Here is a 22,230-nt window from a genome sequence, read left to right as displayed (position 1 = left end):
TGGCCTTATCGGAGTGCGCCCCGGCGGCTCCGTCCGGCTCCCGCCGTGCGCCCCTTCGCCACACCCACCGTGCGCTTCTCGACGCAGAGGTCGAAACGATTTTCTGTCCTTGTGCGCACCCCGCTCGCCTAATGTTCTATTTTTGACGAACATCGTGGGCCACAGTAAAGCTCTCTGGCTACTTTAGAATTTCACATATGATCCTATTTTCTCTGACGGCCTTGCGACGGAATCCGCTATGCACGTAGCTATTGCGTGCACCCGCTTCCTTGTTCCGGCTCCCGATGAGCCTGGACAGGACGGCAGTGAATCGGCCTCCGGTTCCCTGCCGGCCAGGAGGGGCGGTCGTGACACCTGTACGTCAGGAGAAGTCATGAAGAAGGCTTACGAGGCTCCGACGCTGGTCCGGCTCGGAACGTTCCGGAAGAAGACCGGGCTCTTGGGGCGCTCCGGCAACGACCGTCTCATCCTGAGCAAGAACTGACGAGCGACGGTTCCTGACCCGACGTCATGACTGAACTGCACGAAAGTGCGGGGACGGGCCCCGGCGACGCGCACTTCACGGTCTTCACCGACCGGGAGGACGCGACCGCCGTGGCCCGCTCCTTCGCCCGCCCCGGAACGCGAATCCTGCAGCACGCTTCGGGCCGGCCCTGGCTGGTGGGGCAGTGGCACGACCAGGAGATCGTCACCGCGCGCGCCGGCCACACGGCCCTCGCCGTCATCGGCTGCTGTCCGATCGACGCCGTAGAGCTCGAGCGCCAAGCCGGGCGGCTACGTGATCTCGCCGAACTCGACGCACTGGCCCGCTCCCTTCCAGGGAGTTTCCATCTCGTCGCCGCGCTCGATGGGCGGCTCAGGGTGCAGGGCACCGCCTCCGGGCTCCGGCTGGTATTCCATGCCCCCGTTGACGGAACGCAGGTGGCTGCCACCCGCGCCGACGTACTCGCCGCCGCGCTGGGCACCGACCCGGACGAGGAGCAACTGGCCATCCGGCTGCTGTGGCCGGTTCCCCATACACTCGCCGAGGCACCCATGTGGCGAGGGATCACCGCCGTGTCCCCCCAGGACGCGCTGATCATCTCGCCGGACGGCCGGACCGTACGCCGCTCGCGCTGGTGGACTCCGCCGGAACCGGTACGCACGCTCGCCGATGGCGCCCCGCTCGTCCGCGAAGCCCTGGCGGCGGCGGTCGACGCCCGTACCCGGCAGGGTGGCGTGGTCAGCTGCGACCTGTCGGGCGGCCTGGATTCCACCTCCATCTGTTTCCTGGCGGACCGCTCACCGGCCCGGGTGGTGGCCAGCACCTGGCCGGGTCGCGACCCCGCCGACACCGATCTGTACTGGGCTGAACAGGCCGCCCGCTCGTTGCCGGAAATCGACCATGTGGTCTGGGACGCCGATACCTCGCCGCTCGTCTACACCGGCCTGCTCGACATCGATGACCTGCTGGACGAGCCGACCATCGGCGTCATGGACCGATCAAGGGTCCTGCACCATCTGCCCGGCCTGGCGGAGCGGGGCAGCCGGTTGCACCTGACCGGCATCGGCGGCGACCACGTGGCCTGGTGCTCGGAGGCGTACTACCACCGGCTGCTCCGCACCCGCCCGCTGTTCGCGCTGCGCCAACTGCGCGGCTTCAGGGCCCTGTGGCAGTGGCCACTTGGCGGCACGGCACGCGCGCTGGCCGACTCGCGGCCGTACGGGAAGTGGCTGGCCGACTCCAGCGGCCGCCTGCGAGACCCGCTCCCCGCCACCGTCAGCACCAGCCTCGGCTGGGGCATGCCCCCTCGCCTGTTCGACTGGGTCACCGCCGACGCCGAACGGATGGCCCAACGGGCGCTGCGCGAGGCCGCCATGACCGCCGTACCGCTGCACCCGGACCGCGGCCTGCACACCGACCTCGAACAGATCCTTTCCTGCACCCGCATCATCCGCCAGTGGGACCGGATGGCCGCCCGGGCCGGAGTTCCGATGGCATCGCCGTTCCTCGACGACCGCGTCATCGAGGCATGCCTCGCCGTCCGCCCGAGCGAGCGCGTCACGCCCTGGCAGTACAAACCCCTCCTGACCGCCGCCATGAGCGGGATCGTGCCCGATGCGTGCCTGCGGCGCACCAACAAGGCCGCCGCTTCCATGGACGCATCCAACGGACTGCGCGAACACCGCGCCGATCTGCTGGCGCTCTGGGAGGGCTCCCGGCTGGAACAGCTCGGCCTCGTCGACGGCACGGCCCTGCGCCGGCTCGCCCAGCGTCCGGCCACACCCGAACTGCGCGACGCGATCCTCTACTCGACCATCGCCGCCGAAGTGTGGCTGCGCGGCCTCCACCGAACTAGCGAGCCCAAGGCCCCCGCCTCCTCATGACCACCGTTCCCCAGCAGAAAGACACCCGCATGGCATTGAAGTTCGGCGCCAATGTCTCCACTGCCGAGACGGACTACGGCACGGTCCTGCTGGACGAACGCGCCGGGGAATATTGGGAGTTGAATCCCACCGGCACCTTGGTGGTCAACACCCTGATGGCGGGCGGTGACGAAGCCGCCGCGGTCGTCGCGCTCGCCGACGAGTTCGACATCGACCTCGTCCAGGCGAAGCAGGACGTCGACGCCCTCGTACAGCAACTGCGGACCTCGGGGCTGGCCGAATGACGACCCCCAGCGCCCTGGAGCGGCCCACCGGCGTGCCCTTCGCCCGGCGCATGGCCGCCCGTCTCGTCCTTTCCCCCGCCCTCGCGCTCTCGCTCCTGCCGCCCCGCCGGCTCCGCGCCGTGCTCCACTTCGCATGTCGCGGAGCCATGCCGGCCACCGCCGCCCAGGCAAAGAACGCACGGGACGCGATGTGCGCGGTGAGCCTGCGCTGCGCAGGCCCGAAAGGCTGCCTGCCCCGTTCTCTGGGAGCCGCGCTGCTGTGCCGCCTGGGAGGGAGCTGGCCGACCTGGTGCACCGGGGTACGCGTGGTGCCGCCGTTCACGGCGCACGCCTGGATCGAGGCGGACGGCCGCCCTGTGGACGAGGGCGTACCCGACGACTACTTCACCCGGCTCATCACGGTCGCCGTCGCGAGCCGATCAGGCCGATGACCGACACCGTCGTGGATCAGACACAGTCGGCGGCCGAGGGCGACCGCTCCACCCGGGCCGCGATCGCCACCATGTACCGGCTCACCACCGGCCACCGGGCGTCCCTCACCCTCGCCACCGTACTCACCCTCGTCGGCTCCGCGCTCGGGCTCGCCCAGCCGCTCGCTGCCAAGCAGGTCGTGGACGCGAGCGGGCGCGGACAGGTGTTGTGGCCACTGTTGCTTCTCCTCGCCGGGCTCTTCGTCACCGAAGCGGCGACCGGCGCTGTAGGCCGCTTCGTTCTGGAGCGCATGGGCGAAGGCATCGTACGAGGGCTGCGCCACAGCCTGGTGGGGCGGCTGCTCCGGCTGGAGATGCGGGAGTACGACCGGCTCCGCAGCGGCGACCTGATCTCCCGGGTCACCACCGACACCACCCTGCTCAGAGAAGTCGTCTCCCAAGCACTGGTCGATCTGTTGACGGGTGCCCTCGTCGCGGCGGGGGCGATCGTCCTCATGGCGTGGATCGACCCGCTGCTGCTGCTCCTGATCGCGGCGACCGTGGCTACCGCCGCCGCGATCGTCGCCTCGCTTCTCAAGGGAATCCGGGCTGCCTCCGAACGCATGCAGACCTCCGTCGGCGCGATCGCCGCCGACCTCGAACGCGCGCTCGGCGCCCTGCCGATGGTCCGGGTTCACCGAACCGAGGACCGTGAAGCGGGCCGCATCGGAGAATGTGTCGAATCGGCGTACAGCGCCGGCGTACGCACCGCGAAACTTGCCTCCGTGATGAGCCCGGCGGTCGAACTCGCGGTACAGGGCTCCTTCCTGATCGTCCTGGTCATCGGCGGCCTGCGGGTCAACGGCCACGCCAACTCCCTCGGCGACCTGGTCGCCTTCCTGCTGTACGCCTCCTACCTGGTCCTTCCGCTGTCCTCGGTCTTCCGGGCGGTCGGCCTGATCCAGCGTGGCATGGGGGCCTACCAGCGCATCGAGCAGGCGCTGTCCCTGCCGGCGGAGCCCTCCCAGGAGACGCCGACCGTCCGGGCACGTACACGCGAACCGGCCCGGCAGACCGTCTCGTACGAGAAACCCGCCCTCGCCCTGCGGGACATCGGCTTCGGCTACGACCCGAGCCGGCCGGTGCTGCGCGGCCTCTCCTTCACCGCCCCTCACCGGTGCCAGACAGCCCTGGTCGGCCTGTCGGGTGCCGGAAAGAGCACGATCTTCGCCCTCATCTCCAGATTTTACGAACCGGACTCCGGGACCCTGCTCTTCGACGGCCTGCCCGCCACCGAACTGAGCCGCGCCGCATGCCGCGGGCGCATCGCCGTCGTCGACCAGAACACCCACGTCGTCCACGGCACCCTGTGGGACAACATCACCTACGCCGCGCCCGACGCCACCGAGGCCGAAGTGCGACGCGCCGTCGAGCTCGCCCAGCTGGAAGGGGTCGTACGGCGACTGCCGGGCGGCTTGTCGGGAATGCTCGGTGAGCGCGGCAGCAGGCTGTCCGCGGGAGAGCGCCAGCGCGTGGCCCTGGCCCGCGCCCTGCTCGCCCGCCCCTCGATCCTTCTGCTCGACGAGCCCACCTCCCACCTCGACACCCTCAATGAAACCGCGCTCACCACCGTGATGAAGGACGTCGCCCGGGAATGCGCCCTGCTGGTCATCGCACACCGGCTCTCCACGGTCCAGCACGCGGACCGGATCATCGTGTTGGACGAGGGCAGAGCCGTCGCCTGCGGGCGTCACGAGGAACTACTCACCAGCAGCCCCACTTACCGCGAACTGGCCGCCGGCCAAATGCTTCGGCCGGCCGCCACCCCGCCCTCCCCCGTGACGACCGCGCGCCATCCGCACAGCCCACTGTGAACCGGGCGAGCTTTCCGCGCTGAGCCAGTGTGGGTACTCGATGGTTCGGGGGGGCGAGGCGTGATGGGGGTTGTTCACCCAGCCACGGCCATAGCCACACACAAAGACCACCACCAGCCCGACAGCCCCAGCCGCAAGCACGAAACGGGCAACACGTCTCTTACCGCCCTCTGAGAGGGCGGTAAGAGAGTGCATAGGAATTTTTTCCTCACCTGAACGTGTGGCGGTGCGGCAGCCAGTGGGAGCTGCTCCCGCACGACTTGCTGCGCCGGCAGGTGCGGGAAATGGCGCGTCGGAAGGCGGACCCGGGCCTGGTGGTGCTCAACACCCAGAGCGTGCACGCGGCGGCTGGCGCGCCCGCAGAGTCGACGGGGTGTGATGCGGCAAAAAGTACCGGCCCGCAAGCGCGGCCTGGCTGTTGATGTTCTGGGGCTGGTGATCGCGGTGGTCGTGGTGGCCGCGTCGGCGCACGAGAACGCCGTCGGGATCACGCGGCTGGACAGGGGCGCCGCCGACACCGACGTACTGCGGCGCTCACTCGCGGTGGACGACGGCGGGAACGGTGAGGAACGCCGCCTGGTGCTGGTCGTGGACCAGCTGGAGGAGCTGTTCACGCTGTGCCCCGGCGGGCGGGAGCGGCGGGAATTCCTGGCCGCGGTCCTGGGTGTGGCGGCCCAGGTGCAGACGGCGAAGCTCCCGTCGGCCTGGTCATCTTCGGCCTGCGCTCCGACTTCTACACCCAGTGCGCCACCCATCCCAGGCTCCTCGAAGCGGTGGAAGGTAATCAGGTGATCGTCGGGCCGCTGTCACGGGCCGGGCCGCGGGAGGCGATCCTGCATCCCGCCCGCGCTGTCGGACTGGAGGTCGAACCGGGGCTCGTGCAGAGCCTGTTGCGCGACCTCGGGGCACCGGCACCGGACCACCCACACCCGGGAACGGACGAAGCCGACGCCTACGAGATCGGTCGGCTTCCACTGCTCGCCCATGCGCTGCGGGTCACCTGGCTGCGCCGGGCAGGCCACGTACTCACCGTGGACGGCTACGAGTCCACCGGCGGCATCGCGCACAGCGTGACGGCCGAAGCAGACCGCCGCTTCGACGGGCTGTACCCGCACGCGCAGCGCACCGCACAGTCCGAGGCGCGGCTCTGGTCGAGCAGGGCGTGCACGGCCTGGTGGCGCTCGCGGGTCCGGTCAGCGCATGGGTGGGCGGTGCTGGCCGGTCGGCCGGCGGTGGCGATCTTCTGCAGTTCCGCGACTGCGGCGGCCGAATCAGCCCGGAGAAACCATGAGCCTGGCCACGGCCGCGCCCTCCCGGCCCCTGTACGGCCCCTGGAATCTTGGCACCAGTCCCTCAGGGCGGCCGCCCGCACCGCGAGCGGGAACCTCGAACACCTACTCCGCCGCAGGTCAGAGGTTTTACGGCTCCCCCGAGCCTCCGGACTCCAAACCCACGAGCAGCGGATTCAGTCCGTTCAGGCAAAGTTGACGGACAGACACCCAAAAATGAACGTTTCCGCAGGTCAAAGACCTGCACAGGTGGGGCGGGTGGGACTCGAACCCACGGCCGACGGATTATGAGTCCGCTGCTCTAACCGGCTGAGCTACCGCCCCATTACGGCGCGTCGCGCACATGTGTGCGCGCCGTCTGCCGCAGCATAGCCGCTCATACGATCTCCTGCTTCGGATGGTCGACTTCGCATGACCATGAGGACTTCGCCGTGGCCTGCGCGGTTCCCCCGGACATGAAAAAGGACCCCTAAGGGTCCTCTTCAGGCTGCTCCCCCGACTGGACTCGAACCAGTAACCTGCCGGTTAACAGCCGGCTGCTCTGCCAATTGAGCTACGGAGGACCGAGCTCCCCCGACTGGACTCGAACCAGTAACCTGCCGGTTAACAGCCGGCTGCTCTGCCAATTGAGCTACGGAGGAATGCCTCGTTGCATCGAACGCACCTACCTGGGTATTCGCCAGGGGGCGCGCGCTCTCTGCGACACATACATTAGCGCAAGCAGGGGGGTGCTCCGCCAATCGGTACTCCCCGCACCCGATGACCGACCGCCGATCATCGATGCCGACACCAGGGACCTACACAAGGGAAAGGGTGGCCGCCATGCGCTACCGGCTCACGTTCGTCGCCGGACTGGCTCTTGGTTACGTGCTCGGCACGCGTGCCGGGCGCGAGCGCTACGAGCAGCTGAAGAAGGCCGCACATCAGGTCGCGCAGAACCCGGCGGTGCGCAACACCGCCGAGACGGCGGCCCTTCAGGGCCGCCAGTTCGCCGGCAAGGCGTACCACACGGTGAGCGAGAAGGTGGGCGATCACGTCCCCGACTCCGTGGCCGGCCGCGTGCGCTCCCTGCGGGAGCGCAACGCGAACGGCAGCGTCCGCAGCCGCGAGGACGACTGGGGCACCAGTAACACCTAGCGGGACGCCGACAACACCCGGCGGGGCGGCGCGGAGAGAGGCAAGCGGGCGGCACCACACCGCCGCCTCTGCCCGCGCCGCACCGCCGCTTCTGCCCCCGCCGCACCACCACCCCAGCCCGCGGCAACGCCACCTCAGCCCCCGCCGCACCGCCACCCCAGCCCGCCCCGCACCACCCCCACCAGCCGCGCCGCACCGCCCCCACCGGCCGCCCCGCGCCGCCCCGTCTGTCCGCGCTGCACGCCCACCTCTCTCCGTACGGCAGAATTTCCGCCATGGGGATAGTCGCCGGGTTGGACAGTTCGCCCGATTTCACTCGCATCGTCGTCTGCGACACGGACACGGGGGCCGTACTCAGGCAGGGCTATGCGCCGCACCCGGTCGAGACCGAGGGTGGCGGGCGTCCCTCCGACGTCGATCCGCAGGCCTGGCTGCTGTCCCTGGGCGAGGCCGCGAGCGGCGGGCTGCTCGAGGGCGTGCAGGCCATCGGCGTCTCGGCGCAGCAGAACGCGCTGATCCCGCTGGACACCCAGGGCAACACCGTGCGGCCCGCGATCGTCGGCGGGGACCGGCGCGCACAGGTCGCCGCCGCCGATCTGATCGACACGCTCGGCGGGCGTCAGGCATGGGCCGAGGCCGTGGGCTGCGTGCCGCAGGCCGCGCAGCCCGTGACCAAGCTGCGCTGGCTCGCCAAGTCGGAGCCCGACGCCGCGCTGCGCACCGCCGGACTGCTCCAGGCGCACGACTGGCTCGTGTGGCAGCTGCTCGGGCGGCCGGCGCGCAGGACCACCGACCGCGGTGGCGCCTCGGGGACCGGGTACTGGTCGGCGGCGACCGGCGCATACCGGCCAGATCTCGTCGAGCTGGCGCTCGGGCACCAGGCGCTGCTGCCCGATGTGCTCGGGCCGTCCGAGGCGGCGGGTACGACACCGGAGGGGCTGCTGATCTCCGCCGGGACCGGCGAGACCATGGCGGCGGCCTTCGGGCTGGGGATCGGGCTCGGGGACGCCGTGGTGTCGCTCGGCGCCTCCGGATCCGTGATGGCCGTCCACCCCGAGGCGCTGGTCGACTCCTCCGGAATGATCACCTCGCTCGCCGACGCGACCGGCATGCATCTGCCGGTCGTGACCACGATGAACGCGGTACGGACGCTGCGCGGTGCCGCCGAACTCCTCGGCGTGTCCGACCTGGAGGGCCTGTCCGACCTGGCGATGAAGTCGACGCCGGGCTCCCACGGGCTCGTCATGCTGCCGTACCTGGAGGGCGAGCGGACGCCCAATCTGCCGCACACCGCCGGGACGCTGGCGGGGCTGCGCCGGGAGTCGATGCGGCCCGAGCACCTCGCGCGGGCCGCGTTCGAGGGCATGCTGTGAGGGCTCGCCGACGCGCTGGACGTGCTGCGCGGGCGCGGGGTCGACGTACGGCGGATCTTCCTCCTCGGCGCGGCGGCGGAGCTGGCCGCCGTGCAGGCCGCGGCGCCGGCGCTGTTCGGCGTGCAGGTCGTCGTCCCCCAGCCGGCCGACTACGCGGCGATCGGCGCGGCCCGGCAGGCGGCCTGGGCGCTCGGCGTCTCCCAGGGCACGCTCTCCCCGGGGGCCCCGCCCGTGTGGCAGGGCGCGGCCGCCCAGGTCCTGGAGCCGGGCGAGGAACTCGCGGTGGGGCAGGCCGTACGGCAGCAGTACGTGTCGGTGCGCGAACAGACCCATCCGGGGGCGTTCAGGGCATAAGGGGCGAACGGAGGGGCACGGTCCTACGTCTCGGGGCTGACGCCTGTCCGTTCTTGGACCGCACTTGGGTTAATCAGTTGAGGTAACACGGGTGGAGTGTTCGACGATAGGGGGTGGTGCACCACTACCCGCCCTGTCGCCGACGACTCCGAGAGACCCCGCGTGCTCATACGATTGCTTCGTACCTACCTCAGTCCGTACCAGAAACCCATAGCCGTGCTGGTGCTGCTGCAGTTCCTGCAGACCTGCGCCACCCTGTATCTGCCCACCCTGAACGCGGACATCATCGACAACGGTGTCGTGGAGGGGGACACGGGCTACATCCTCGCCTTCGGCGGACTGATGATCGGCGTCTCGCTGGTCCAGGTCATCTGCAACATCGGCGCCGTCTACTACGGCGCCCGTACGGCCTCGGCGGTCGGCCGCGACATCCGGGGCAGCGTCTTCGACCGGGTGCAGTCGTTCTCCGCGCGTGAGGTGGGCCACTTCGGGGCGCCCTCGCTGATCACCCGCACGACGAACGACGTGCAGCAGGTGCAGATGCTCGCCCTGATGACGTTCACCCTGATGGTCTCCGCGCCGATCATGTGTGTGGGCGGCATCGTCATGGCGCTCGGTCTGGATGTGCCGCTGTCCGGGGTGCTGGTCGCCGTGGTGCCGGTGCTCGGCATCTCCGTGACGCTGATCGTGCGCCGGCTGCGCCCGCTGTTCCGGACCATGCAGGAGCGGCTCGACACCGTGAACCGGGTGCTGCGCGAGCAGATCACCGGCAACCGTGTCATCCGCGCCTTCGTCCGCGACGACTACGAGAAGGACCGCTTCCGGGGCGCGAACACCGACCTCACCGAGGTGTCCCTGGGCACCGGGCGCATGCTCGCGCTGATGTTCCCCATCGTCATGACGGTGGTGAACGTGTCGTCGATCGCCGTGGTCTGGTTCGGTGCGCACCGCATCGACAGCGGCGGCATGCAGATCGGCGACCTGACCGCGTTCCTCGCCTATCTGATGCAGATCGTGATGTCCGTGATGATGGCCACCTTCATGTTCATGATGGTGCCGCGCGCGGAGGTCTGCGCCGAGCGCATCCAGGAGGTCCTCGACACCTCCAGCAGTGTCGTTCCCCCGACCGCGCCCGTCGTCGAGCTGCGGCGGCACGGGTACCTGGAGATCCGGGGTGCCGGGTTCCGCTACCCGGGTGCCGAGGAGCCGGTGCTCAAGGCCATCGAGCTGACGGCGCGGCCCGGCGAGGTGACCGCCGTCATCGGGTCGACCGGCAGTGGCAAGTCCACGCTGCTGGGGCTGGTCCCCCGGCTGTTCGACGCCACCGACGGCGCCGTGCTCGTCGATGGTGTGGATGTGACGACCCTCGAGCCGAAGCTGCTCGCCAGGACCGTCGGCCTCGTACCGCAGAAGCCGTATCTCTTCGCGGGCACCGTCGCCACGAACCTGCGGTACGGGAACCCGGACGCGACCGACGAGGAGCTGTGGCACGCGCTGGAGGTGGCGCAGGCCAAGGACTTCGTGGAGCGGCTGGACAACGGCCTCGACTCCCCCGTCGCGCAGGGCGGCACGAATGTGTCGGGCGGTCAGCGGCAGCGGCTCGCGATCGCCCGCACCCTGGTGCAGCGCCCGGAGATCTACCTCTTCGACGACTCGTTCTCCGCGCTCGACTACGCGACCGACGCGGCCCTGCGGGCGGCGCTCGCGCGCGAGACCGCCGAGGCGACCGTCGTGATCGTCGCCCAGCGCGTGTCGACCATCCGGGACGCCGACCGGATCGTGGTCCTCGACGAGGGCCGCGTCGTCGGCACCGGCCGCCACCACGAGCTGATGGCGGGCAACGAGACCTACCGGGAGATCGTGCTCTCCCAGCTGACGGAAGCGGAGGCTGCCTGATGGCAGGGCCGATGGGGCGGATGATGGCCGGGGGCGGCCCTGATCAGCACTCGATGGACTTCAAGGGGTCGGGCAAACGGCTCCTCTCCCAGTTCAAGCCCGAGCGCGCGACCATGGCGGGGATGCTGGTCGCCGTGGTCGTGAGCGTGGGGCTCTCGGTGGTCGGACCGAAGATCCTCGGCAGGGCGACCGACCTGGTCTTCGCGGGGATCATCGGGCGGCAGATGCCCGCCGGGGCCACCAAGGAGCAGGTCCTTCAGTCCATGCGCGAGCGGGGCGAGGGCGGCGTCGCCGACATGCTCTCGGGGACGGACTTCACCCCGGGCAAGGGCATCGACTTCACCGCCGTCGGCAACGTACTGCTGCTCGCGCTCTGTACGTTCCTGGTGGCCGGCCTGCTGATGGCGGTCGCCACCCGGCTGGTGAACCGGGCCGTCAACAAGACCGTCTACCGCATGCGCGAGGACCTGCAGTCGAAGCTGTCGCGGCTGCCGCTGTCGTACTTCGACAAGCGGCAGCGCGGCGAGGTGCTGAGCCGGGCGACCAACGACATCGACAACATCGGGCAGACGCTCCAGCAGTCGATGGGTCAGCTCATCAACTCGCTGCTCACGATCGTCGGCGTGCTGGCGATGATGTTCTGGGTGTCGTGGCTGCTGGCACTCGTGGCGCTGGTCACCGTGCCGCTCTCCTTCTTCGTCGCCACCCGCGTCGGTAAGCGGTCGCAGCCGCACTTCGTGCAGCAGTGGCGCACCACCGGCAAGCTCAACGCCCACATCGAGGAGATGTACACCGGCCACACGCTGGTGAAGGTGTTCGGGCGGCAGGAGGAGTCGGCGGCGCAGTTCGCCGAGGAGAACGAGAAGCTGTACGAGGCCGGTTTCAAGGCGCAGTTCAACAGCGGGGTCATGCAGCCGCTGATGATGTTCGTGTCGAACCTGAACTATGTGCTGGTGGCCGTGGTCGGTGGCCTGCGGGTCGCGTCCGGCTCGCTGTCGATCGGTGATGTGCAGGCGTTCGTCCAGTACTCGCGGCAGTTCTCGATGCCGCTCACGCAGGTCGCGTCGATGGCCAACCTGGTCCAGTCGGGCGTCGCCTCCGCCGAGCGGATCTTCGAACTGCTCGACGCGGACGAGCAGCAGGCCGACCCGGTGCCGGGCGTGCGTCCGAAGGAGCTGCGGGGCCGGGTCGCGCTGGAGAACGTTTCGTTCCGGTACGACCCCGAGAAGCCGCTGATCGAGGACCTGTCGCTGAAGGTGGAGCCGGGGCACACGGTCGCGATCGTCGGTCCCACCGGCGCCGGCAAGACCACGCTGGTCAATCTCCTCATGCGGTTCTACGAGGTCAGCGGCGGGCGGATCACGCTCGACGGGGTCGACGTCGCGAAGATGTCGCGGGACGAACTGCGGGCCGGGATCGGGATGGTGCTCCAGGACACCTGGCTGTTCGGCGGCACCATCGCGGACAACATCGCGTACGGCGCCGCGCGTGACGTCACCCGCGGGGAGATCGAGGAGGCGGCGCGCGCCGCGCACGCCGACCGGTTCATCCGTACGCTGCCGGACGGCTACGACACCGTGATCGACGACGAGGGGTCCGGGGTGAGCGCGGGTGAGAAGCAGCTCATCACGATCGCCCGGGCGTTCCTGTCCGACCCGGTGATCCTGGTCCTGGACGAGGCCACCAGCTCGGTCGACACCCGTACCGAGGTGCTCATCCAGAAGGCGATGGCGAAGCTCGCACACGGCCGTACGTCGTTCGTGATCGCGCACCGGCTGTCGACGATCCGGGACGCCGACACGATCCTGGTGATGGAGAACGGGTCCATCGTCGAGCAGGGGGCGCATGCCGAACTGCTCGCCGCGGACGGGGCGTACGCGCGGCTGTACCAGGCGCAGTTCGCGCAGGCCGTGGCCGAGGTGGACTGACCTCCTGGGCCGAGGGGGCCGCCGCACGGCGGCCCCCTTTCAGTCCAGGTAGCCCCGCAGCTGGTCCGCGAACGCGTGGTCGCGGAGTTTGTTCAGGGTCTTCGACTCGATCTGGCGGATGCGTTCACGCGTGACGCCGAAGATGCGCCCGATCTCCTCCAGTGTGCGGGGGCGGCCGTCGGCCAGCCCGTAGCGGAGCTGGACGACCTTCCGCTCCCGCTCGCCGAGCGTCGACAGGACCGCGTCCAGATGCTCCCTGAGCAGCAGGAACGCGGCCGACTCCACGGGTGACGTGGCATCGCCGTCCTCGATCAGGTCGCCGAGGGCCACGTCGTCCTCCTCGCCCACCGGGGCGTGCAACGACACCGGTTCCTGGGCGAGGCGCAGTACCTCGCTGACGCGTTCGCCCGGCAGGTCGAGGTGGGCGGCGACCTCTTCCGGGGTCGGCTCGTAGCCCCGTTCCTGGAGCATGCGGCGCTGGACGCGGACCACGCGGTTGATCAGCTCGACGACATGGACGGGGACCCGGATGGTGCGGGCCTGGTCGGCGAGGGCGCGGGACATGGCCTGGCGGATCCACCAGGTCGCGTACGTCGAGAACTTGTAGCCGCGCGCGTAGTCGAACTTCTCGACTGCCCTGATCAGGCCCAGGTTTCCCTCCTGGACGAGGTCGAGCATGGTCAGGCCGCGGCCCACGTACCGCTTGGCGACGGAGACGACGAGCCGCAGGTTGGCCTCGATCAGACGGCGCTTGGCCATCCGGCCCATGACGACCAGCTTGTCGAGATCCAGGCCGAGTTGGGAGTCGAGATCGGGGGTGCTGCTCAGCTTCTCCTCGGCGAACAGGCCGGCCTCGACGCGGCGGGCGAGCTCGACCTCCTCGGCGGCCGTGAGCAGCGGGATGCGGCCGATCTCGCGCAGGTACTGGCGGAACAGGTCGGAGGAAGGGCCACCGGTGTCGTTGCTGCGGGCGCGCGGCGCGGGCGGCTCCGGTGCCTCGACGAGCTCGACCGTCTCCACGACGTCGACGCTCTCCACCGCGCCGGCCGGCGGCTCGTCCGGCTCGGGCGGGGCCGTGGGCTCCGTCTCCGTCTCGGGGTGGTGCGCGGCCCGGCTCTGCGCGGGTACCGCCGCGATGACGTCGGTCTCCGCGTCCGGCTCCGCGTTTTCGGCACTGATGTCGGTCTGGGCGAGGGTCTGGGTCTGCACGGGGGCGACCTCCAGGAATGTCGCTGCTGGGAGATGCGGCAGCGGTACGTCGGGGATGGGGTCGACGGCCTCACCGCCGACCATCCCGTAGTCGTTGAGCGGAACCGCGGGGGTGTGGGACCCGCTGTGGGCGGGCCGGCCGCGCTCCGAGGACTCAGGCACCGGAACCCAGTGTGGAGTACGACACATCGCCGCCACGAGGGGCGTGCGGTGACTTTTTGCGTCCGTTCCGTGACCACGTGCTGACCCTCGGGGGAAACCCGAGTGCTTGTTCGTGCCCTGATCTGGCACGATCCCCAGGTGCCCGGTTCCCGCTACGAAACCCACGTGACCGTCCGCTGCGACGGCGCCGCCGAGTCCGGACGGCTCAGCCGCTGGGCGGCCGCGGCCGGTCTCAAGCTGACGCACATCGTGCTGGCGCGGGGCCGGATGCCCTCGCAGCCCATGCTCACCCTGACGGGTTCCCCGTCGTACGCCGACGAATCCGCGCGGGCGGACGAAGTGACGGCGCGGCTGCGGGCGGACGGCTTCGAACCCGTCCGCGTCAAGATCGAGTCGACGCCGTGGGCGCCCGAGGTGCCCCGCGAACCGTGCGGCGGGGAACGGTACTTCGAGCATCATGTGAAGCTGCTGCTGGCGGCCGGCAGCGACCTCGGCGCGCTCGCGGCGCGGGTCGTCCCGCACGGCGCGCATCTGTCGTGGAACGCCCGGCGGGCGCACGGCGGCGGGTGGCACGAGCGGTTCGTGACACAGCGGTGCCGGGGCGTGGACGCGGAGGGGGCCGGGCGGGCGCTGGAGCGGTTGCTCCGGGAGCTGGACGGGCTTGAAGTGGTCGATGTGGAGCGGGAGTTCGTGCTCTTCGACAGTGATGTCTCCGTCGACGACGGGTGGATCGAGGAAGTCGGCGGCCGGTGGACGGCGGCAGCGGCAGCGGCAGCAACAGGGGCAGCGACAGCGGTACCGCAGGAGGTGCGGGGATGAGCGGGACGTGGCGGGGCTTCGGCTGGGCGAGCGGTGAGTTGCCGCGGGTGCCGTTGGACGACGCCACCCGCGAGGCGGCGAAGCTGCCCCGGACGCTGCGCCCGGTGGTCGCGGACGAGGTGACGCAGCGCCCGGTCTTCGACCCGGCCCTGAAGCAGTACGAGAACGCCTACCGGGCGACCGACCCCGGTTTCACCGACCCGACCAGGGGCGACGCCTGGCGGGCCGCGCGACGCCGGGCCCTGGAGCTCGTCCTGGCCGCGATCGCCGACTCGGCCTGGGTCGACGCGCTGGTGCTGCGCGGCAGCGTGCTGATGTCGGCGTGGTTCGGCGACGCCGCTCGCGAGCCCGGCGACCTGGACTTCGTCGTCGTACCGCACACATGGAAGATCGGCGACGGCCGCACGGACCGGATGCTCGAAGGGATCGCGGCGGCTGCCGAGGAGCTGGCCGCGGAGCGCGGGCCGCGTCTGGGGATCTCGGCGCGGGGGGCGGTGGTGGAGGACATCTGGACCTATGAGCGGGTGCCGGGCCGCCGTATGGTCCTGCCCTGGTCCACGCCGGGGCTGCCCGGCGGCCATGTCCAGCTCGACTTCGTCTTCAACGAGCGGCTGCCGGAGCCGGCCGAGCCGGTGGAGCTGCCCGGCGGCGCGATCGTGCAGGCGGCGACGCCCGCGCTGTCGCTGGCCTGGAAGCTCATGTGGGTGATCAACGACATGTACGCGCAGGGCAAGGACCTGTACGACGCCGTCCTCCTGGCCGAGCGGCATCCGCTCCCGTACGAGCTGCTGCACGAGGTGTTCCGGCTCTCGGGCGAGTGGCCCTACCCGTTCCGCGAGAAGATCCTCCTGGAGGACGTGGTGGAGGCGGTCGGGTACGTCGAGTGGAACCACTTCGTCAAGGAGTATCCGCAGTTCACCGACGACGAGCAGCTCTTCGCGGACCGGCTGGTGCGGGCCGTGGCGCCGACGTTCGACGGGCGGCCGGAGGTCTGAGGCCGGGCCCGGTCAGAGCGCCTGGGCGCCTCGCTCGCGCAGCGCCTGGTCGTACTGCTGGAGCACCCACAACTCGTTCTGCACGGCGGCCAGCTGGGCGGGGTCGCCGCCCGCGCTCAGGCGGGCCAGGCTGCCCTGGACCTCGCGCACGCGCCGCTCCACCGCGCGGCGGCGCACGGTGACCAGCTGGTCGCCCGCGTACGCCTCGTCGACCGTCCGGCGCATGATCGCCTCGACGGCCAGCTCCGTGACCATGGCGCGCACCGTGTCGTCCGGCGCGACCTCACGGACGCGGACCAGGTACTCCTGCGGGTCCTGGACGCCGTACTCCGCGCCGCCCGCCTCGATGATCGCCTCCCGTACGGCCGCGTACTGCGGGGCGGTGAACTCGTCGATCCCGTACGCGTCGAAGGCCGGGGAGACCAGCTCCGGGCGCTGGAGGGCGAGTTTGAGCAGCTCGCGCTCGGTGGCGTAGACGGGGTTGCGGAGGTGCAGGGCGGGGCCCGAGGGGACCTGGACGGCCGCGTACGACTGCTGGGGGCGCTGCTGGGCGGGGGCGGGGCCCTTGCCGCCCCGGTCGCGCGCCCAACGCGCCAGCTGGCTGACCCGCTTGACCACGAACTGGGTGTCGAGGATGCCGAGCATGCCCGCGAGCTGGACGGCGACCTCGTGCTGGGCGCCGCTGTTCTTGATGCGGGCCACGATCGGCGCCGACTCGTCCAGTGCGGCGGCGCGGCCCGCCGGGGTCTCCAGGTCGTAGCGCGCGACGATCTGGCGCAGCGCGAACTCGAAGAGCGGCGTACGGGGTTCGACCAGGTCGGCGACCGCCTCGTCGCCCTTCGCGAGGCGCAGCTCGCAGGGGTCCATGCCGTCGGGTGCGATGGCGATGTAGGTCTCGGCGGCGAACTTCTGGTCGTCCTCGAAGGCGCGCAGGGCGGCCTTCTGGCCCGCCGCGTCGCCGTCGAAGGTGAAGATCACGCGTGCGCTGCCGTTGTCCATCAGCAGCCGGCGGAGGATCTTGATGTGGTCGGTGCCGAAGGCCGTGCCGCAGGTGGCGATCGCGGTGGTGACGCCGGCCAGGTGGCAGGCCATGACGTCCGTGTAGCCCTCGACCACGACCGCCCGGCTGACCTTGGCGATGTCCTTCTTGGCGAGGTCGATGCCGTAGAGGACCTGGGACTTCCGGTAGATCGCGGTGTCGGGGGTGTTGAGGTACTTGGGTCCGTTGTCGGACTCGTACAGCTTTCTCGCGCCGAAGCCGACCACGTCGCCGCCGATGTCGCGGATCGGCCACATCAGCCGGCCGCGGAAGCGGTCGATGGGGCCGCGGCGGCCTTCCTGGGAGAGGCCGGAGAGGAGCAGCTCCTTGTCGGTGAAGCCCTTGCCGCGGAGATAGCGGGTGAGGTGGTCCCAGCCCTGGGGGCTGTAGCCGACGCCGAAGTGTGCGGCGGCGGCCTGGTCGAAGCCGCGCTCGGCGAGGAACTTGCGGCCCGTGTCGGCCTCGGAGCCGGTGTCGAGCTGCTCGATGTAGAACTGGGCGGCGATCTTGTGGGCCTCGACCAGGCGGATGCGCTCGCCGCGCTGGTGGGAGGGGTTGTATCCGCCCTCCTCGTAGCGCAGGGTGATGCCGGCCTGGGCGGCGAGGCGCTCGACCACCTCCGAGAAGGTGAGGTGGTCGACCTTCATCACGAACGTGATGGTGTCGCCGCCCTCCTGGCAGCCGAAGCAGTGGAAGAGTCCCTTGCTCGGGCTGACCTGGAAGGACGGTGACTTCTCGTCGTGGAACGGGCACAGGCCCTTCAGGTTGCCGCCGCCCGCGTTCCGCAGCTGGAGGTACTCGGAGACGACGGCGTCGATCGGGACCGCGTCCCGAACCGCCTTCACGTCCTCGTCGTTGATCCGTCCTGCCACGCGTGAATTCTACGGGGGCGCACCGACACTCCTGACGCGACGGCCCTCCCGACCGGGGGCGGCCCACCGCGCAGCGGCTGTCGGACGCGCCGCCCCCCAGAATCACAGGACGGAGGCGGACCGCGGCTCGGGGACACGACGACCTCCACGCCGGGGGGTCCCAGGCGCTGCTCGCCGCACAGCCACCGTCGGACGCGCCGCCCCCGGGGAACCACAGCACGGAGGCGGACCGCCGGCTCCGGGGCGCAGTCGGGGTCTCCGCTCCGCGTCGCGGCCGGGGTCTCCGCGACGCGGCCGGGGCCCGGACCCCAGGGCGCGACGGGTTCCCAGGGCGCGGTCCTGTGTCAGGGGGTCAGGGTCTCCAGTGGGACGTGCGGGTTTGCCAGGGCCTCCGTGTCCACCGGGGTTCCGGAGCGGATCAGGGCCTGGATCGGCTCCGTGACGTCCCACACATTCACGTTCATCCCGGCCAGCACCCGCCCCTCCTTCACCCAGAACGCGATGAACTGCCGCTTGCCCGCGTCCCCGCGGATCACCACCTGGTCGTACGTCCCCGGGGGTGCCCAGCCCGAGTACTCCATCCCCAGGTCGTACTGGTCGGAGAAGAAGTACGGCATCCGGTCGTACGTGAGGTCGCGGCCGAGCATCGCGCGCGCCGCCGCCGGCCCGCCGTTGAGCGCGTTGGCCCAGTGTTCGACGCGCAGCCGGGTGTCGAAGAGGGGGTGGTGGAAGGCGGCGACGTCGCCGGCGGCGTAGATGTCGGGGTCGGAGGTGCGCAGCCGCCCGTCGACCGCGATACCGCCGCCGTGGGCGCGGTCGGCGAGCGTCAGGCCCGCGGCCTCGGCGAGACCGGTGCGCGGGGCGGCGCCGATCGCGGCGAGCACGTCGTGCGCCGGGTGCTCCTCGCCGTCGTCCGTACGCGCGGCCAGCACCATGCCGTCCTGCCCGACGATCTCGGTCAGCCGGACGCCGAAGTGGAAGCGGACGCCGTGTTCACGGTGCAGCTCGGCGAAGACCTGGCCCAGCTCGGGGCCGAGAACGCCGTGCAGCGGGGTCGGCCCGTGCTCGACGACGGTGACCTCCGCGCCGTACTCGCGGGCCGCCGCCGCGACCTCCAGGCCGATCCAGCCGGCGCCCGCGATGACGAGGTGCCCGTTGTCCCGGCCGAGGGCGGCGAGGACGCCCTTGAGCCGCTCGGCGTGGGCGAGGCGTCGCAGATGGTGGACCCCGGCGAGGTCCGTGCCCGGGATGTCGAGGCGGCGGGGCTCGGCGCCGGTGGCGAGGAGCAGCTTGTCGTAGTGCACCAGGGTGCCGTCGTCGCCGAAGCGGACCGTCTTCGCGGCGCGGTCGACCGCGTCGACGGTCTGGCCGAGGTGCAGCTCGATGTCGTTCCGCGCGTACCAGGCGGGTTCGTGGACGAAGACGCTGTCGCGCTCCTCCTTGCCGAGCAGATACCCCTTGGACAGCGGTGGGCGCTCGTACGGGTGGTCACGCTCGTCACAGATCAGTATCACCCGCCCGGTGAACCCCTCCGCGCGGAGCGTCTCGGCCGCCTTCGCGCCGGCCAGACCTCCTCCGACGATGACGAATGTCTGATCCGCGTCGACCACTTGATTCCTCCTCGTAAGGATGTCGCCACATGCGAGCGTCCCGCACGCAGCGTGATGGGGGAAGAGGGAGTGGCCCGATCAGGCCACGCTGGGTCACACTGACACCGATTTCACGGCGGCAGGAGCACCCAGAGACCTCCTGGGGTCCCCCAGGTCACAGATGCCCCGTGAGCCTCGCGTGCAGCGACCGTGCCGCGACGTCGGTCAGTGAGGCGATCTGGTCGACTATCACCCGCTTGCGTGCCCGGTCGTCCGCCGCCTCGTCGAACAGCGCCCAGAACTGCGGGTCGAGCCCCTCCGGCGCGCGGGCGGTGAGCGCCTCGGCCAGCTCGGCGACGACGACACGCTGATCGGCGCGGAGCCGCTCCTGTTCGGCGCGCTGCATGACGTACCAGTCGGCGACCGCCTTGAGGACCGCGCACTCCAGACGGGCCGCGCGCGGTACGACGAGTTCGGCCGCGTATCTCGTCAGGCGGCCGCTGCCGTACGCCGCCCGGGTCGCGCCCTCCGCCGCCAGGCAGAAGCGGCCGATGAGCTGGCTGGTGGCGTCCTTCAGCCGGGCCTGGGCGACGGCCGACCCGTCGTAGCCGTGCGGCCACCACTCCTGGTCGAGGAGCCGGTCGAGGGCCTCGGCCAGCTCGGCGGGGTCGGTGTCGGCGGGCACGTACCGGCCGATGGCGACGGCGAAGACCGCCTGCCGCTCGGGCTCGGCGTGCAGACAGTTGGGGTCGATGTGGCCGGCGTGCAGGCCGTCCTCGACGTCGTGCACCGAGTACGCCACGTCGTCGGCCCAGTCCATGACCTGGGCCTCGAAGCAGGTGCGGTGGCCGGGGGCGCCCTTGCGGATCCAGTCGAAGACGGGGCGGTCGTCCTCGTAGACCCCGAACTTCGGTGACGTGGGGTCCGTGGGGTGGGCGCGACGCGGCCAGGGGTACTTGGTGGCGGCGTCGAGGGCGGCGCGGGTGAGGTTGAGCCCGACGCTCACCAGCTCGCCCGAGCCCTCGGACCGGACGAAACGCTTGGGCTCGATGCGGGCCAGCAGCCGCAGAGACTGCGCGTTGCCCTCGAAGCCGCCGCAGTCCTCGGCGAATTCGTTGAGCGCCTGTTCGCCGTTGTGCCCGAAGGGCGGGTGGCCGAGGTCGTGGGAGAGGCAGGCCGCTTCGACGAGGTCGGGGTCGCAGCCGAGGGCGGCGCCCAGCTCCCGGCCGACCTGGGCGCACTCCAGGGAGTGGGTCAGCCGGGTGCGCGGGCTGGCGTCCCAGGCGCGACTGCGGGTGCCCGGGGTGACGACCTGGGTCTTGCCGGCGAGACGGCGCAGCGCGGAGGAGTGCAGCACGCGCGCGCGGTCACGCTGGAAGGCGGTGCGCCCGGGCCGTTTGTCGGGCTCCACGGCCCAGCGCTCGACAGCGCTCTCGTCGTAGCCGACGCGCGTGACGGCGTCCTCGTACGAGACGGTTTCCTCGTAGTCCTCGTATGCCTGCGGGGTCCCGGGCGTGGTGCCTTCCATGCCCCGACACTAGACGCAGGCAGTGACAATCGGGACGTCAGCGTCCGTTTCAGGCCGTGGCCAGGGCCGGCACGGACGCGGGGCCGGTGGCGGATCCGGTGGCGGCGAGGGTCTGGTCGTAGCGGTGCAGGACGAGGCGGGCCATCGCCGGGTGGGCTCCGAGCGGGGCGGCGGCGATCCAGGGCGCGGCCTCGGCGCACGCCGTGGCGAAGCGGCCCGGGGCGGTGAAGTACGAGGCGACGGCGACCCGGTGGCGGCCGCGGGCGGCGAGGGCGCGCAGGGCGGCGGGCACCGTGGGCGCGGCCGCGGAGGCGTAGGCGGGGACGACGGGAACGCCGAGGCGTTCGGCGAGGAGCTGGGCGATACGGCGGGTGTCGACGGCCGACTCCGGGTCGCGGGACCCGGCGGCGGCGAGTACGACAGCGCTCGCCCGGCGGGCCGAGTCGCTCATCCGCGTGCGCCAGCCGGCCTCGGTCAGACGGGCGTGCAGGGTCTCCACGAGGAGGGGGTGCGGGCCGAGCGGGGCGGCGACATGGGTGCGCACCCGGGTGGCGGCGGCCGCGGCGTCGGGGATGTCCTGCTTGACGTGGTAGCCCCGGCTGAGCAGCAGCGGTACGAGGACTGCCCGGCTGTCGTCCTGAAGAGCCGCGAGCGTGTCGGGCAGCAGGGGCTCGTTCAGCTCGATGTGGCCCAGGTGCACGGGCAGGTGCGGGCGCAGTTCGCGGACCCGGTCGATCAGGGTGCGGACGGTGCTGAGGGCGCGCGGGTCGCGGCTGCCGTGGCCCACGAGGACGAGCGCGGGCGGCGCCGGCCGACGGGCACCGTTGAGCGAGACGAGACTGAGCTGACTGCCGAGCTGACTGCTGATCGCGTTCATGAGTTGCGCCGTACTGTCGAGGGGAACGGCCCGTGGCGGCCGACCGCCGGGGCGGAACGAGGACTCGTCGCGAGAAGGGTTCGACGCCGTCATGGACCGATCCTGACGGTACGAGGTTGCCGGGCCGTTGCGCGGCGATAACGGGTGTTTGCCGGTGCTTCACGCGGGCGGCGCCCACGGTGTGAGGAGCACCTCGGCCCCGGCCACGAACCGGATCACCGTTCGCCG

The 22,230-nt window shown here is 71.0% G+C and carries 17 protein-coding genes, 3 tRNA genes and 2 pseudogenes; 13 read left to right on the top strand and 9 right to left on the bottom strand.

Annotated features, from left to right (window positions below):
• Window positions 1-373: 373 nt before the first annotated feature.
• The 7 genes and pseudogenes from GTY58_RS29700 (at window position 374) to GTY58_RS41730 (ending at window position 5,727) form a co-directional block, all read left to right on the top strand.
• Complete coding sequence (locus GTY58_RS29700; RefSeq protein WP_107082950.1) at window positions 374-484, top strand: keywimysin-related RiPP; 111 nt, start codon at window positions 374-376, stop codon at window positions 482-484.
• A 26-nt stretch (window positions 485-510) separates the two neighbouring features.
• Window positions 511-2,367, top strand: coding sequence for a lasso peptide isopeptide bond-forming cyclase (locus tag GTY58_RS29695; RefSeq protein WP_037645488.1), 1,857 nt, complete (start codon window positions 511-513; stop codon window positions 2,365-2,367).
• Window positions 2,368-2,396: 29 nt separating this feature from the next.
• Window positions 2,397-2,651, top strand: coding sequence for a lasso peptide biosynthesis PqqD family chaperone (locus GTY58_RS29690; RefSeq protein ID WP_037645743.1), 255 nt, complete (start codon window positions 2,397-2,399; stop codon window positions 2,649-2,651).
• The gene (locus tag GTY58_RS29685) at window positions 2,648-3,082 is read left to right on the top strand and encodes a lasso peptide biosynthesis B2 protein (protein WP_010987089.1); all 435 of its coding nucleotides are present in this window, start codon (window positions 2,648-2,650) and stop codon (window positions 3,080-3,082) included. The genes GTY58_RS29690 and GTY58_RS29685 overlap by 4 nt, the downstream gene beginning before the upstream one ends.
• Window positions 3,079-4,935, top strand: a complete 1,857-nt coding sequence (locus GTY58_RS29680) for an ABC transporter ATP-binding protein (protein ID WP_042493708.1) — start codon at window positions 3,079-3,081, stop codon at window positions 4,933-4,935. Before GTY58_RS29685 ends, GTY58_RS29680 begins: the two co-directional genes overlap by 4 nt.
• 254 nt (window positions 4,936-5,189) lie before the next feature.
• Window positions 5,190-5,445, top strand: a pseudogene (locus tag GTY58_RS40960) (IS5/IS1182 family transposase); the annotation flags it as partial.
• Entirely contained in the window at window positions 5,422-5,727 is a 306-nt protein-coding gene (locus GTY58_RS41730) for a hypothetical protein (RefSeq protein WP_338059022.1), read from the top strand. The pseudogene GTY58_RS40960 and the gene GTY58_RS41730, both read left to right, overlap by 24 nt.
• A gap of 14 nt (window positions 5,728-5,741) precedes the next feature.
• Here GTY58_RS41730 and GTY58_RS29670 read toward each other — a convergent pair whose 3' ends face one another.
• The 4 genes from GTY58_RS29670 to GTY58_RS29655 form a co-directional block, all read right to left on the bottom strand.
• On the bottom strand, window positions 5,742-6,050 hold the full coding sequence (locus tag GTY58_RS29670; protein WP_137865174.1) for a hypothetical protein: 309 nt from the start codon (window positions 6,048-6,050) through the stop codon (window positions 5,742-5,744).
• Window positions 6,051-6,474: 424 nt separating this feature from the next.
• Window positions 6,475-6,548: transfer RNA gene (locus tag GTY58_RS29665), tRNA-Ile, on the bottom strand.
• 166 nt (window positions 6,549-6,714) lie between these two features.
• A tRNA-Asn gene (locus GTY58_RS29660) sits at window positions 6,715-6,787 on the bottom strand.
• A gap of 5 nt (window positions 6,788-6,792) precedes the next feature.
• Window positions 6,793-6,865: transfer RNA gene (locus GTY58_RS29655), tRNA-Asn, on the bottom strand.
• Window positions 6,866-7,046: 181 nt separating this feature from the next.
• Here GTY58_RS29655 and GTY58_RS29650 point away from each other — a divergent pair.
• The 4 genes and pseudogenes from GTY58_RS29650 to GTY58_RS29635 all read left to right on the top strand — a co-directional run bounded on the left by GTY58_RS29650 (window position 7,047) and on the right by GTY58_RS29635 (window position 12,912).
• Complete coding sequence (locus GTY58_RS29650; protein WP_010987086.1) at window positions 7,047-7,361, top strand: hypothetical protein; 315 nt, start codon at window positions 7,047-7,049, stop codon at window positions 7,359-7,361.
• Between the two features lie 275 nt (window positions 7,362-7,636).
• Window positions 7,637-9,088: pseudogene (locus GTY58_RS29645) on the top strand (FGGY family carbohydrate kinase).
• Window positions 9,089-9,250: 162 nt separating this feature from the next.
• Window positions 9,251-10,984 carry an ABC transporter ATP-binding protein gene (locus GTY58_RS29640; protein ID WP_010987083.1) on the top strand — a complete coding sequence of 578 codons (1,734 nt, stop codon included), beginning with the start codon at window positions 9,251-9,253 and terminating at the stop codon, window positions 10,982-10,984.
• Window positions 10,984-12,912 (top strand): ABC transporter ATP-binding protein, encoded by a 1,929-nt coding sequence (locus GTY58_RS29635; RefSeq protein WP_010987082.1) that lies wholly within the window; start codon window positions 10,984-10,986, stop codon window positions 12,910-12,912. The genes GTY58_RS29640 and GTY58_RS29635 overlap by 1 nt, the downstream gene beginning before the upstream one ends.
• Before the next feature lie 39 nt (window positions 12,913-12,951).
• Here the strand turns inward: GTY58_RS29635 and GTY58_RS29630 are convergent, their stop codons facing one another.
• Window positions 12,952-14,283: an RNA polymerase sigma factor gene (locus tag GTY58_RS29630; protein ID WP_037645481.1), complete on the bottom strand. Its 1,332-nt coding sequence runs from the start codon at window positions 14,281-14,283 to the stop codon at window positions 12,952-12,954.
• Window positions 14,284-14,421: 138 nt separating this feature from the next.
• Here GTY58_RS29630 and GTY58_RS29625 point away from each other — a divergent pair, with 138 nt between their 5' ends.
• Together GTY58_RS29625 and GTY58_RS29620 are read left to right on the top strand one after the other, a co-directional pair.
• Window positions 14,422-15,102, top strand: a complete 681-nt coding sequence (locus tag GTY58_RS29625) for a hypothetical protein (RefSeq protein ID WP_078234539.1) — start codon at window positions 14,422-14,424, stop codon at window positions 15,100-15,102.
• Entirely contained in the window at window positions 15,099-16,097 is a 999-nt protein-coding gene (locus GTY58_RS29620; protein WP_010987079.1) for a nucleotidyl transferase AbiEii/AbiGii toxin family protein, read from the top strand. Before GTY58_RS29625 ends, GTY58_RS29620 begins: the two co-directional genes overlap by 4 nt.
• Window positions 16,098-16,109: 12 nt before the next feature.
• Here GTY58_RS29620 and dnaG read toward each other — a convergent pair whose 3' ends face one another.
• The 4 genes from dnaG to GTY58_RS29600 form a co-directional block, all read right to left on the bottom strand.
• The gene (gene dnaG, locus GTY58_RS29615) at window positions 16,110-18,008 is read right to left on the bottom strand and encodes a DNA primase (RefSeq protein ID WP_010987078.1); all 1,899 of its coding nucleotides are present in this window, start codon (window positions 18,006-18,008) and stop codon (window positions 16,110-16,112) included.
• A gap of 344 nt (window positions 18,009-18,352) precedes the next feature.
• A complete protein-coding gene (locus tag GTY58_RS29610; RefSeq protein WP_010987077.1) occupies window positions 18,353-19,618 on the bottom strand; it encodes an FAD-dependent oxidoreductase in 1,266 nt (421 codons plus the stop codon).
• Between the two features lie 154 nt (window positions 19,619-19,772).
• Window positions 19,773-21,125 (bottom strand): deoxyguanosinetriphosphate triphosphohydrolase, encoded by a 1,353-nt coding sequence (locus GTY58_RS29605; RefSeq protein WP_010987076.1) that lies wholly within the window; start codon window positions 21,123-21,125, stop codon window positions 19,773-19,775.
• A gap of 49 nt (window positions 21,126-21,174) precedes the next feature.
• Entirely contained in the window at window positions 21,175-22,002 is an 828-nt protein-coding gene (locus GTY58_RS29600; RefSeq protein WP_042493701.1) for a sirohydrochlorin chelatase, read from the bottom strand.
• Between the last annotated feature and the right edge of the window lie 228 nt (window positions 22,003-22,230).

Source organism: Streptomyces sp. SID5469 (assembly GCF_009862865.1).
GTDB lineage: Bacteria > Actinomycetota > Actinomycetes > Streptomycetales > Streptomycetaceae > Streptomyces > Streptomyces avermitilis.
Note: the sequence above shows the minus strand (reverse complement) of the source record. Positions and strands in the feature narration are given on the sequence as shown.

Bases quoted from the DNA above. Each gene is read 5' to 3' on its own strand.
- GTY58_RS29700 (WP_107082950.1), top strand. From the start codon at position 374: ATGAAGAAGGCTTACGAGGCTCCGACGCTGGTCCGGCTCGGAACGTTC.
- GTY58_RS29695 (WP_037645488.1), top strand. From the start codon at position 511: ATGACTGAACTGCACGAAAGTGCGGGGACGGGCCCCGGCGACGCGCAC.
- GTY58_RS29690 (WP_037645743.1), top strand. From the start codon at position 2,397: ATGGCATTGAAGTTCGGCGCCAATGTCTCCACTGCCGAGACGGACTAC.
- GTY58_RS29685 (WP_010987089.1), top strand. From the start codon at position 2,648: ATGACGACCCCCAGCGCCCTGGAGCGGCCCACCGGCGTGCCCTTCGCC.
- GTY58_RS29680 (WP_042493708.1), top strand. From the start codon at position 3,079: ATGACCGACACCGTCGTGGATCAGACACAGTCGGCGGCCGAGGGCGAC.
- GTY58_RS29650 (WP_010987086.1), top strand. From the start codon at position 7,047: ATGCGCTACCGGCTCACGTTCGTCGCCGGACTGGCTCTTGGTTACGTG.
- GTY58_RS29635 (WP_010987082.1), top strand. From the start codon at position 10,984: ATGGCAGGGCCGATGGGGCGGATGATGGCCGGGGGCGGCCCTGATCAG.
- GTY58_RS29620 (WP_010987079.1), top strand. From the start codon at position 15,099: ATGAGCGGGACGTGGCGGGGCTTCGGCTGGGCGAGCGGTGAGTTGCCG.
- GTY58_RS29605 (WP_010987076.1), bottom strand. From the start codon at position 21,125: ATGGAAGGCACCACGCCCGGGACCCCGCAGGCATACGAGGACTACGAG.
- GTY58_RS29600 (WP_042493701.1), bottom strand. From the start codon at position 22,002: ATGAACGCGATCAGCAGTCAGCTCGGCAGTCAGCTCAGTCTCGTCTCG.